This is a genomic window from Kitasatospora sp. NPDC091257, assembly GCF_044757675.1.
Taxonomy (GTDB): domain Bacteria; phylum Actinomycetota; class Actinomycetes; order Streptomycetales; family Streptomycetaceae; genus Kitasatospora; species Kitasatospora lactacystinica.
The window spans coordinates 1-11745 of the sequence record NZ_JBIVVI010000127.1 but is presented as its reverse complement, the minus strand read 5'-3'; the positions used below and the strand labels follow the sequence as shown (position 1 = coordinate 11745).

General features: G+C 72.3%; 11 protein-coding genes. 3 read left to right on the top strand and 8 right to left on the bottom strand.

What is annotated here, in order from left to right; all coding sequences use genetic code 11:
* The 4 genes from ACIQOV_RS08795 to ACIQOV_RS08780 all read right to left on the bottom strand — a co-directional run.
* On the bottom strand, positions 1–978 hold a 978-nt coding region (locus tag ACIQOV_RS08795), incomplete at its 3' end, for a GuaB3 family IMP dehydrogenase-related protein (protein WP_401046484.1).
* Positions 979–1219: 241 nt separating this feature from the next.
* Positions 1220–2722, bottom strand: coding sequence for an IMP dehydrogenase (gene guaB, locus ACIQOV_RS08790; RefSeq protein ID WP_401046481.1), 1503 nt, complete (start codon positions 2720–2722; stop codon positions 1220–1222).
* A gap of 294 nt (positions 2723–3016) precedes the next feature.
* Entirely contained in the window at positions 3017–3574 is a 558-nt protein-coding gene (gene shbA, locus ACIQOV_RS08785; RefSeq protein WP_359897585.1) for an RNA polymerase sigma factor ShbA, read from the bottom strand.
* Positions 3575–4071: 497 nt separating this feature from the next.
* Entirely contained in the window at positions 4072–4683 is a 612-nt protein-coding gene (locus ACIQOV_RS08780; protein WP_014136228.1) for a response regulator transcription factor, read from the bottom strand.
* A 562-nt stretch (positions 4684–5245) separates the two neighbouring features.
* On the opposite strand from ACIQOV_RS08780, the gene ACIQOV_RS08775 reads away from it, so the two are divergent.
* Positions 5246–5572: a WhiB family transcriptional regulator gene (locus ACIQOV_RS08775; protein WP_387686340.1), complete on the top strand. Its 327-nt coding sequence runs from the start codon at positions 5246–5248 to the stop codon at positions 5570–5572.
* Between the two features lie 99 nt (positions 5573–5671).
* On the opposite strand, the gene ACIQOV_RS08770 is transcribed toward ACIQOV_RS08775, so the two are convergent.
* From ACIQOV_RS08770 to groES, 3 genes are all read right to left on the bottom strand, one after another.
* Positions 5672–6670 carry a LysR family transcriptional regulator gene (locus tag ACIQOV_RS08770; RefSeq protein WP_359897485.1) on the bottom strand — a complete coding sequence of 333 codons (999 nt, stop codon included), beginning with the start codon at positions 6668–6670 and terminating at the stop codon, positions 5672–5674.
* A gap of 132 nt (positions 6671–6802) precedes the next feature.
* Positions 6803–8428 carry a chaperonin GroEL gene (gene groL / locus ACIQOV_RS08765; protein WP_359897486.1) on the bottom strand — a complete coding sequence of 542 codons (1626 nt, stop codon included), beginning with the start codon at positions 8426–8428 and terminating at the stop codon, positions 6803–6805.
* A 116-nt stretch (positions 8429–8544) separates the two neighbouring features.
* A complete protein-coding gene (gene groES / locus ACIQOV_RS08760) occupies positions 8545–8850 on the bottom strand; it encodes a co-chaperone GroES (RefSeq protein ID WP_014136232.1) in 306 nt (101 codons plus the stop codon).
* A 466-nt stretch (positions 8851–9316) separates the two neighbouring features.
* Between groES and ACIQOV_RS08755 the strand changes: the two genes are divergently transcribed.
* Together ACIQOV_RS08755 and ACIQOV_RS08750 are read left to right on the top strand one after the other, a co-directional pair.
* Positions 9317–9646 (top strand): hypothetical protein, encoded by a 330-nt coding sequence (locus tag ACIQOV_RS08755; RefSeq protein ID WP_401046477.1) that lies wholly within the window; start codon positions 9317–9319, stop codon positions 9644–9646.
* 41 nt (positions 9647–9687) lie between these two features.
* On the top strand, positions 9688–10872 hold the full coding sequence (locus ACIQOV_RS08750) for an SAM-dependent methyltransferase (RefSeq protein WP_401046474.1): 1185 nt from the start codon (positions 9688–9690) through the stop codon (positions 10870–10872).
* A gap of 21 nt (positions 10873–10893) precedes the next feature.
* Here the strand turns inward: ACIQOV_RS08750 and ACIQOV_RS08745 are convergent.
* The coding region (locus ACIQOV_RS08745; protein ID WP_401046473.1) for a polysaccharide deacetylase family protein at positions 10894–11745 on the bottom strand (852 nt) is incomplete at its 5' end.

Below are 11745 nucleotides of genomic sequence, written 5' to 3'. Positions count from 1 at the left end.
CTCGGTGGTGCCGACCGCGCCGAGGTTCACCCGCTTGCCGCGCGGCAGCTCCTCGTGGACGGCCTCCATCCCCCAGTGGAACCCCTTGCCCGGGGCGTCGGTCGCCCGGGCCAGCGCGGCCCCGATCATCACCGCGTCCGCGCCGCAGGCGACCGCCTTCGGGATGTCCCCGCTGTAGCCGACGCCCCCGTCCGCGATCACGTGCACGTAGCGCCCGCCGGACTCGTCCATGTAGTCGCGACGGGCGGCCGCCACGTCGGCCACGGCGGTCGCCATCGGCACCTGGATGCCCAGGACGTTCCGGGTGGTGTGGGCGGCGCCCCCGCCGAACCCGACCAGGACGCCGGCGGCGCCGGTGCGCATCAGGTGCAGCGCGGCGGTGTAGGTGGCGCAGCCGCCGACGATCACCGGGACGTCCAGCTCGTAGATGAACTGCTTGAGGTTGAGCGGCTCGGCGGCGCTGGAGACGTGTTCGGCCGAGACGGTGGTGCCGCGGATGACGAAGACGTCGACGCCGGCGTCGACCACGGCCTTGGAGAACTCGGCGGTGCGCTGCGGCGAGAGCGCGGCGGCGGTGACCACACCGGAGTCGCGGACCTCCTGGATCCGCTGCTTGATCAGCTCGGCGCGGATCGGCGCCGCGTAGATCTCCTGGAGGCGGCGGGTCGCGGTGGACTCGTCGGTGATCGCGGCGATCTCGTCCAGCAGCGGCTGCGGGTCCTCGTAGCGGGTCCACAGGCCTTCGAGGTTCAGCACGCCCAGACCGCCGAGGCGGCCGATCTGGATGGCCTGCTGCGGCGAGACCACGCTGTCCATCGGGGCGGCCAGGAACGGCAGCTCGAAGCGGTACGCGTCGATCTGCCAGGCGATCGAGACCTCCTTCGGGTCCCGGGTACGGCGGCTGGGGACGACGGCGATGTCGTCGAAGGCGTACGCCCGTCGGCCGCGCTTGCCTCGCCCGATCTCGATCTCAGTCACTTCGAGCCCTTCTGCTTTGTTGCTCATGCCCGCGCCGGGTCACCCCGGCCGCACCCCAGTATCCCGTACTGCCGCTGGTCCCGCCCCGACGGCCCACGGCCCGGACACGCCCCGGACGCCTCCGGCCGCGCCCGGAGCCGCGCCCCCGGGCCGCACCCCCGACGCACACCGACCGCACCCCGGGCAGCCCGAAGGGCCCGTCGCCGCGGTGCGGCAGCGGGCCCTTCGGGGGTTCAGCGGGTCAGCGGGCCGAGTAGTTCGGCGCCTCGACGGTCATCTGGATGTCGTGCGGGTGGCTCTCCTTGAGGCCCGCCGAGGTGATCCGGACGAACCGGCCCTTGCTCTCCATCTCGGCGACGGTGGCGGCGCCGACGTAGCCCATGGTCTGGCGCAGACCGCCGACGAGCTGGTGCAGCACGGCCGACAGCGGGCCGCGGTAGGGCACCTGGCCCTCGATGCCCTCGGGGACGAGCTTGTCGTCCGAGGCCACCTCGGCCTGGAAGTAGCGGTCCTTGGAGTACGAGCGGCCCTGGCCGCGGGACTGCATGGCGCCGAGCGAGCCCATGCCGCGGTAGGACTTGAACTGCTTGCCGTTGATGAACATCAGCTCGCCCGGGGACTCCTCGCAGCCGGCCAGCAGCGAGCCGAGCATCACGGTGTCGGCACCGGCGGCGAGCGCCTTGCCGATGTCGCCCGAGTACTGCAGGCCGCCGTCGCCGATGACCGGCACGCCGGCCGCCAGGCAGGCCTGGGCGGCCTCGTAGATGGCGGTGACCTGCGGGACGCCGATGCCGGCGACCACGCGGGTGGTGCAGATGGAGCCGGGGCCGACGCCGACCTTGACGCCGTCCACGCCGGCGTCGATCAGCGCCTGGGCGCCGTCCCGGGTGGCCACGTTGCCGCCGACCACGTCGATCCTGACGGCCGACTTGATCTTCGCGATCCAGGCCAGCGCGTTGTGGCTGTGGCCGTGCGAGGTGTCCACCACCAGGAAGTCCGCACCGGCCTCGACCAGGGCCTGGGCCCGGTCGAACGCCTCGGCGCTGGCACCGACGGCGGCGCCGACCAGCAGCCGGCCCTCGGCGTCCTTGGCCGCGTTCGGGTACTGCTCGGCCTTGACGAAGTCCTTGACGGTGATCAGGCCCTTGATCCGGCCCTCGTCGTCGACCAGCGGCAGCTTCTCGATCTTGTGGCGGCGCAGCAGGGCCATCGCGTCCACCCCGGAGATGCCGACCTTGCCGGTGATCAGCGGCATCGGGGTCATGATCTCGCGGACCTGGCGGCTGCGGTCCGACTCGAAGGCCATGTCGCGGTTGGTGACGATGCCGAGCAGCTTGCCGGCCTCGTCGGCGATCGGCACGCCGGAGATGCGGAACTTGGCGCACAGCGCGTCGGCCTCGGCCAGGGTGGTCTCCGGGCCGACCGTGATCGGGTCGGTGACCATGCCGGACTCGGAGCGCTTGACCAGGTCGACCTGGTTGGCCTGGTCCTCGACCGACAGGTTGCGGTGCAGCACGCCGACGCCGCCCTGGCGGGCCATGGCGATGGCCATGCGCGACTCGGTCACCTTGTCCATCGCCGCGGACAGCAGCGGGATGTTGACGCGCACGTTCCGGGAGACCCGCGAGGAGGTGTCCACCTGGTTCGGCAGCACCTCGGAGGCCCCGGGCAGCAGCAGCACGTCGTCGTACGTGAGCCCGAGCATCGCGAACTTCTCGGGTACGCCTGCGGCGTTGTAAGACATTTGGGGGGTACCTTCCGTGGCCGGCCTTATCCGCTCACGCCCGAGGGTGGGGGCGCATTCATCGCTCACTCGCGCAGACCGCCGAAGCCGGATGCAATGGGAGGATCCTCCAAGGGGACCCAGAGCGCACCCGTCAAACTTTGGCAACCCGCCCAGGCGCCGATACCCCATGGTACTGGCACCGCGAATGTGTCCTCGTGTGCCCTTGACAACAACCCGGCCCCGTGGCTCATTCCGCCCGGAAACGGTGGAAAGAGTGCGGATCGGGACGGGCCGCCGGATCGGGGGACCCGATCAGGAGGACTCCTCCGCGAGGGCCCGCAGCCGGCTGAGCGCCCGGTGCTGGGCGACCCGGACGGCGCCGGGCGACATCCCGAGCACCTCGCCGGTCTCCTCCGCCGACAGCCCGGCGGCCACCCGCAGCAGCACCAGCTCGCGCTGACGGGCCGGCAGGTTGGAGAGGAGTTCCTTCGCCCAGGCGGCGTCGCTGCTCAGCAGCGCCTGCTCCTCGGGGCCGAGCGCCTCGTCCGGCACCTCGGGCAGGTCGTCCTGCGGCACGACGGTCGAGCCGGGTCCGCGCATCGCGGCCCGCTGGAGGTCGGCGATCTTGTGCGCGGCGATCCCGTACACGAAGGCCTCGAACGGACGCCCCTGGTCCTTGTACCGGGGCAGCGCGCAGAGCACGGCCACGCAGACCTCCTGCGCGACGTCGTCCACGTGGTGCCGGGCCCCGCCGGGCAGCCGGACCAGCCGGGCGCGGCAGTACCGCAGCGCCAGCGGGTGGACGTAGGCGAGCAGCGCGTCGATCGCCGGGCCCTCGCCGCGGACCGCGGCCGCGACCAGTTCGCCCATCAGCGGCGAGCCGCCCGTGCCGAGCACCGGCGGGCGGTCCGGGCCGGTCAGGCCGACGGGACCGTCGGGGTCGGCGTACGACGGATCACGGCCCGGACCGGAGGGCTCGGCCTCCGCCGGGTCCGCCTGGCCGGCCGTACCGGCGACGTCGTCGCGCATCGGTCCATGGTGCCTGGTCGAGCGGGAAAACGCGGCACCGCGTCCGGAGTTGTGCACCGGAACGTTATGCGCTGCGGCACCGTAGGGCGTGCCCCGCACCACCGGCCCCTCCTGCACCGTGCCGCCTCCCGCCCCGCCGCGATCGGTGGTGGTCCCGTCCGTCGCGCCGTCCGCCGAGTGTCCTGCGGCCGTGTGGTTCGCCGCAGTGCCTGTCCGCTGGTCCCCGAGGTGCTCCACTCCTCCATGGTGCAACCTCGGGACCGTAACGTCACACGCCTGTGCGGCACCCGCTCCGGGAACCGCCGGCGGCACGCCGCACCCGGCGGCGCCGCCGGTGGTCAGCGGACCAGGCCCCAGCGGAAACCCAGCGCCACCGCGTGCGCCCGGTCGGAGGCCCCGAGCTTCTTGAACAGCCGTCGGGCGTGGGTCTTGACGGTGTCCTCGGAGAGGAACAGTTCACGGCCGATCTCGGCATTGCTGCGGCCGTGGCTCATGCCCTCCAGCACCTGGATCTCACGCGCCGTCAGCGTCGGTGCCGCGCCCATGTCGGGGCTGCGCAGCCGGCGCGGGGCGAGCCGCCAGGTCGGGTCGGCGAGGGCCTGGGTGACGGTGGCCCGCAGCTCGGCGCGCGAGGCGTCCTTGTGCAGGTACCCGCGGGCGCCGGCGGCCACCGCGAGCGCGACGCCGTCGAGGTCCTCGGCGACGGTGAGCATGATGATCCGCGCGCCGGGGTCGGCGGACAGCAGCCGCCGGACCGTCTCGACCCCGCCGAGGCCGGGCATCCGGACGTCCATCAGAACGAGATCGGAGCGGTCGGCCACCCAGCGGCGGAGGACCTCCTCCCCGTTCGTCGCGGTGGTGACCCGGTCCACACCGGGTACGGTCGCGACCGCGCGGCGAAGCGCCTCGCGGGCGAGCGGGGAATCGTCGCAAACGAGAACGGAAGTCATGACCGTCGTCCTCCGCAGCTGATCCGCGTCACGTTGAGCCTCCTGGCTGGTACGAACCTCTCCGACACGGCCGATCGGCGACAGACTCCGTCCTGATCGCCCCAACCTGCCCGCGATCGTTCCCGACGTCCGGCGCCCGCTAACCGCCTCCGCACTTCCAACGACCGTCACTCGAATGAGTTACGGCCTTCGGGGCCATCTCCACCACTGTACGTGGCCAACCCATTACCGATCAGCCGCATCGCGGTGCACACGCCGCACTTTTGCGCAGCTCGCGCGCGGTGGGCGTACGACCCGCACACCGATTCGGCACGTCGCGCGCCCGTCGGCCACCCGATTGCCACGCCCGCGCCCGGCGGAGCCCTTGCCCACTATGCCCGTTTTTATAGCTTTCGTATGGTCATTGACTGTTGTGCCAGTGTGTGGGTGACTTGTCCATGGAGTTGCCTTAAGTCATATTTCCAGGTGTCCACACCAGTGCATCGAAGCCCCGCCGCACCGCTCGGCAGCAGCCCCGCCGAACGCCCGGCCGACGGCCGACAGCCTCTGAAGGGAATGAGCCATGGCAGATTTCTCCCGCCTCCCCGGTCCCAACGCGGACCTCTGGGACTGGCAGCTCTCCGCAGCCTGCCGTGGCGTGGACAGCTCGCTCTTCTTCCACCCCGAGGGCGAGCGCGGGGCCGCGCGCAGTTCGCGCGAGGCCAGCGCCAAGGAGGTCTGCATGCGCTGCCCGGTGATCGCCGAGTGCGCGGCGCACGCGCTGGCGGTCCGTGAGCCGTACGGCGTCTGGGGCGGGATGACCGAGGACGAGCGCGAGGAGATGCTGGGGCGCTCGCGGCACCGACTGATCGAGGTCCCGCTGGCCCCGCCGGCGGTCGCCCAGCGCTAGACCCGACTCCGTGAGCGCCGTGAAGAAACGTTCCTTCGCGGCGCTTCAGCCTTCTGGCTCACCCTACGTACCGGACCCCCGCGGTCCCGTCACCCACCGTCAGCGATCGGCGGCCGCCCCCGCCAGCCGCTCCAGCATCAGCGCCACGGCCGGCACCTCCGCCAGGTCCGGCAGGGTCAGCGCGACCACCTGGCGCACCGCGGGCGCCCCGGAGGCCGTGTGCACCGGCACCGTCGACACGCCGTCAGGACGCACCGACCGGAGCGCCAGCCGGGGCAGCACCGCCACCCCCAGCCCGGCCGCCACCAGGCCGACCACCGCCGGGTAGTCGTCCGTCGCGAAGTCGATCCGCGGCTCGAAGCCCGCCCCGGCGCACAGCTCCACCAGGTGCCCCCGGCACTGCGGGCAGCCGGCGATCCACTGCTCCCCCGCCAGCTCGGCCAGCCCGACCGCGCCGCCCCGCCCCGCCAGCCCGTGGCCGGCGGGCAGCAGGCCCACCAGCGGGTCGTCCAGCAGCGGGGTGACCACCAGATCGGACCAGTCGGACCCCGCGGTCAGCTGCTGCGCCTCCAGATTGGCCTCGGCCCGGGCCTCGCGCGGCGTGCCGTGGGCCGGCGCCGGGAGCGCGACGGCGCCGTCGGACTGCGGGTAGCGGAAGGCCAGCGCGATCTCGCACTCGCCGCCGCGCAGCATCGCCAGCGACTCCGGCGGCTCCGCCTCGACCAGCGACACGCGCACCCCCGGATGGCCGTCCCGCAGGCGGGCGACCGCGGGCGGCACCAGGGTGGAGCTCGCGGTCGGGAAGGAGACCAGCCGCACCCGCCCGGCCCGCAGCCCGGCGATCGCGGCCACCTCCTCCTCGGCGGCCGAGAGCCCGGCCAGGATTCCGGTGGCATGCTTGAGCAGGACCCGGCCGGCCTCGCTGAGCTGCATCCCGCGGCCCGAGCGGACCACCAGCGGGGTGTCCACCGACTTCTCCAGCGCCTTCATCTGCTGGCTGATGGCGGGCTGCGTACACCCCAGCTCGCGGGCGGCGGCGGAGAAGGAGCCGGTGCGGGCGACGGCACGCAGGACGCGCAGATGGCGGGCCTCGATCATGCCTCAGTTATAAGGCAATCTTTGCATTCTGCAAAATTCTACTGATAGTTGAACGGTGAAGGTGAACGCCGGAGGCCCGGCCCGCCACCCCTCGCGGGGCGCGGACCGGGCCTCCGGTCAGGCGTCGGAGCCTCAGTGCGAGTGGCCGTGGCCGTGGCCGTGACCGTTGTCGGCCTCCTCCTCCTTCTTCTCCACCACGAGGGTCTCGGTGGTGAGAAGCAGGGAGGCGATCGAGGCGGCGTTCTCCAGGGCGGAGCGGGTGACCTTGACCGGGTCGATGACGCCGGCCTTCACCAGGTCGCCGTACTCGCCGGTGGCGGCGTTGTAGCCCTGGCCGGCCTCCAGCTCGGAGACCTTGGAGGTGATGACGTAGCCCTCCAGGCCGGCGTTCTGGGCGATCCAGCGCAGCGGCTCGTGCAGCGCCTTGCGGACGACCGCGACACCGGTCGCCTCGTCGCCCGACAGGCCCAGGCCACCGTCCAGCACCTTGGCGGCGTGGACCAGGGAGGCGCCACCGCCGGCGACGATGCCCTCCTCGACCGCGGCACGGGTCGCCGAGATGGCGTCCTCCAGGCGGTGCTTGCGCTCCTTCAGCTCCACCTCGGTGGCGGCGCCGACCTTGATGACGCAGACGCCGCCGGCCAGCTTGGCCAGGCGCTCCTGCAGCTTCTCGCGGTCCCAGTCGGAGTCGGTCGCGGCGATCTCGCCCTTGATCTGGGCGACGCGGCCGGCCACGGCCTCGGAGTCACCGGCGCCGTCGACGACGGTGGTCTCGTCCTTGGTGATGGTCACGCGGCGGGCGGTGCCCAGCACGTCCAGGCCGACCTGGTCGAGCTTGAGGCCGACCTCCTCGGAGATGACCGTGCCGCCGGTCAGGACGGCCAGGTCGCCGAGGATCGCCTTGCGGCGGTCGCCGAAGCCCGGGGCCTTGACGGCGACGGCGTTGAAGGTGCCGCGGATCTTGTTGACCACCAGGGTCGACAGCGCCTCGCCGTCGACGTCCTCGGCGATGATCAGCAGCGGCTTGGAGGCACCGCCCTGGAGGATCTTCTCCAGCAGCGGCAGCAGCTCCTGGATGGAGGAGATCTTGCCCTGGTTGATCAGGATGTACGGGTCCTCCAGGACCGCCTCCTGCCGCTCCGCGTCGGTGACGAAATACGGCGACAGGTAGCCCTTGTCGAACTGCATGCCCTCGGTGAAGTCCAGCTCCACGCCGAAGGTGTTCGACTCCTCGACGGTGATGACACCGTCCTTGCCGACCTTGTCGATCGCCTCGGCGATCAGCTCGCCGACCTGGGTGTCCTGGGCGGAGAGGGACGCGACGGCGGCGACGTCGTCCTTGCCCTCGATCTCGCGGGCGATCGAGAGCAGGTGCTCGGAGACGGCGGCGACGGCCTTGTCGATGCCCTTCTTCAGGGCGGCCGGGCCGGCACCGGCGGCGACGTTGCGCAGACCCTCGTTGACCAGGGCCTGGGCCAGCACGGTGGCGGTGGTGGTGCCGTCACCCGCGACGTCGTTGGTCTTGGTGGCGACCTCCTTGACGAGCTGCGCGCCAAGGTTCTCGTACGGGTCGTCCAGCTCGACCTCGCGGGCGATGGTGACACCGTCGTTGGTGATGGTCGGGGCGCCGAACTTCTTGTCGATGACGACGTTGCGGCCCTTGGGGCCGATGGTCACCTTGACGGTGTCGGCCAGCTTGTTGACACCGCGCTCCAGCGAGCGGCGGGCGTCCTCGTCGAACTGCAGGATCTTCGCCATGTTCCCTATTCCCTCGGGGCTGCGGCCGGCCCACCGGCCGCCGAACTACGTGAACCAACAACCACGCCCCGGGCCCCTGTCACTTGGGACACGGATCCGGGGCGGGTCGGAACGTCTTACTTCTCGATGATCGCGAGGACGTCGCGGGCGGAGAGCACCAGGTACTCCTCGCCCTGGTACTTCACCTCGGTGCCGCCGTACTTCGAGTACAGGACGATGTCACCCACGGCGACGTCGAGCGGCAGACGCTGGCCGTCCTCGAAGCGGCCCGGGCCGACGGCCAGAACGACGCCCTCCTGGGGCTTCTCCTTGGCGGTGTCCGGGATAACCAGGCCGGAGGCCGTGGTGGTCTCGGCGTCGAGCGGCTGGACCACAATGCGGTCCTCGAGCGGCTTGATGGCAACCTTGCTGCTGGTGGTCACGTCCGAGCTCCCCTTCGGAGATTACGGGGTTTTCTAACGGGTAGGGCGATCCTGCGGGCCTGCCGTCGCGGGGGTCAGACACACGTCGTCGCGTTAGCACTCTCCCGGTGGAGAGTGCCAAGGACGACCATAGGGCCGTGTTAGCACTCAGTCAACCAGAGTGCCAACGACGCGCCCTGGGGGCCCCGGTTCCGCGGATGAGCAGCCGCACTCATGTGCGCCCCGGCCCGGCCCCCGCAGACTCCTGCCATGACCTCGATCCCGGTGCGTCCCGGCCCGTCCCGGCCCAGGGACGCCGCCCTCGCCGCGCCGGCGCCGCCCCTGCTGGGGGCCGTACTGCCGTTCACCTGTACGGGCGGCACTCCCTCGGGCAGACTCCTGCCATGACCGACACCCCGGTACGCGTCGACCCCTCCGGCGCGAAGGACGCCCCGCCCGCGCTGCCGCTCCTCCCGGGGGCGCTCCGGTGAGCCGACCGGCCGCCCCGTCCGAGCCGCCGCGGATCCACTGGGCGGCGGACCTGGTGCTCGCCGCGGTGGTGCTCGCGGTGACCGCCGTCGCGGTGTTCCTCGGATCGCTCGTGCTCAACGTGCTGAAGCTGCTCGCCCTGTACGGCCCCGGGACCGTGGCCCTGGACGTCTTCGGCGTCGTGGTCCTGCTCGTGCTGCTGACCCTGACCTTCCGGGGCACCCGACGGCTCGGCTACCGGATCACGCCGTACGCCGCGGTGGCCGCAGCACCGCTGGGCGTGCTCGTGGGCCGGCTCGCCTCCGGCATCCCCGTCATCGGCCGGTGACCGCCGCACCACTGCGGTCACCGACCGGCCGAGCGGCGAGAATGGCCCCCGTGGACACCGAGAACCTCCAGCCGCTGCTGACGCCCGAGGGCCAGGCCCTGCTCGCCGAGTTGCGCGAGTTCACCCCCGAGGAGGAGCTGGCGCTGGCGACCCGCCTGCGCCGGGAGCATCCGGCGGAGCTGGTCTCGGCGGCCTTCGGGCAGGCGCGGCTGCGGCAGCGGGCGCGGGCGAAGTTCGGGGCGGACGCCGACCTGATGTACTTCACGCCCAACGGGGTCGAGCAGTCCACCCGGCGCAGCGTGGCCGAGTGGCGGGCGCAGCGGTTCGCCGCGCTGGGCGTCCGACGGCTGGCGGACCTGTGCTGCGGCATCGGCGGGGACGTGCTGGCGCTGGCCCGGGCGGGCATCGAGGTGCTGGCCGTCGACAAGGACCCGGCGGCCTGCGCCGCCACCGCGGCCAACGCCGCCGCCCTGGGCCTGTCCGAGCTGGTCGAGGTGCGCTGCGCGGACGTCGCCGAGGTGGACGTCACCGGCTACGACGCGGTGTTCACCGACCCGGCCCGGCGCACCTCGCGCGGCCGGGTGTTCGACCCGGAGGCGTACGCCCCACCGCTCTCCTGGGCGATCGAGGCCGGCCGGCGGACCCCGATCGGCGCGCTGAAGGTCGCGCCGGGCATCCCGCACGAGGCCGTGCCCCGGGACGCCGAGGCCGAGTGGGTCTCCGACCACGGTGACGTCAAGGAGGCGGTGCTCTGGTTCGGCACCAGGGCCGCGAGCCCGCACCGCGCCACCCTGCTGCCGCAGGGCGCCAGCCTGACCGGCGGCGACCTGCCCGACCCGCCGGCCGGCCCGGTCGGGCGGTACCTGTACGAGCCGGACGGCGCGGTGATCCGGGCCCACCTGGTGGCCGAGGTGGCCGGGCGGGTGGGCGGCCGGCTGATCGACCCGAAGATCGCCTACCTGACCTCGGACGAGCTGGTCGCCACCCCGTACGCGCACGCCTTCGAGCTCACCGACGTGCTGCCGTTCCACATCAAGAAGCTGAAGGCGCTGCTGCGCGAGCGGGCGGTCGGCACGGTGGTGATCAAGAAGCGCGGGATGGCGATCACCCCGGAGGAGCTGCGCCGCCAGCTCAAGCCCTCCGGGCCGAACAGCGTCACGGTGATCCTCAGCCGCACCGACAACGGGCCGCTGATGATGCTGGGACAGCCGGTCGCGGCGTCCTAGGGGGTCGACCCGCGGCGTCGGTCACGCGGGTGGCTGGATGTAGTCCTCCAGCCGCGCCACCGAGAAGCCCTGCTCCTGTATCCGGGCCAGCAGGTCGCCGAACATCTGGGTCATCGTGGCGCCCTTCAGCTCCTTGGGGCCGCGGAAGTGCGCCAGGATTATGTCGCCGGGCTTCAGCTGCTTGTCCCCCGCCTGGTACTGCATGTCGTGGATCTGCATCGACTCGCGCCAGAGCACCATCGCGCGCGGGCCGCACTGCTGGACGGAGGTGTTGAGCGTCGGGGTGTTGGCGCCGTCGCCGAACGGCGGGCGGAACAGCAGCGGGGCGGCGCCGTACTGCTGGGTGAGCGCGGACTGCGCGTCGCAGATCTCGGACTTCTGCTTCTCCGCCGGGATCCTGCTCATCACCGGGTGGTCCACGGTGTGGTTCTGGACGTGGTTGCCCAGGGCCTGGAGCGGCTTGAAGTAGGCGTAGTCGTTCCTGACGATGTCCCGGGTCAGGAACATCGATATCGGCACCTTGAGGTCGGTGAGCATCTCGACGAACTTCGGGTCCTTCTCGGCCCCGTCGTCGATGGTGATGAAGACGACCTTGTCGCTCGTTTTCACGTCGCTGAACACCGGGACGGGGCCGGTCCGTTCGAGCTTTATCGGCTTGTCGGCGGGCGGCGCCGGGGCGGGGGCGAGCGGGGAGAGGTTCCACTTGGCCCAGGCCGCCGCGCCCGCTCCCGCCGGGGCGCCGGCCGCGGCGGCGGTGGTCGCGGCCGCGGCCGGCGCGGCGCCGGAGGGCCGGGGCGCGGCCGGCGTGGTCGCGGCGGCCGGGGCGGCGCTGCCAGATCGGCCGGGGGGCCGGGAGGGACAGGGGGTTCGGGG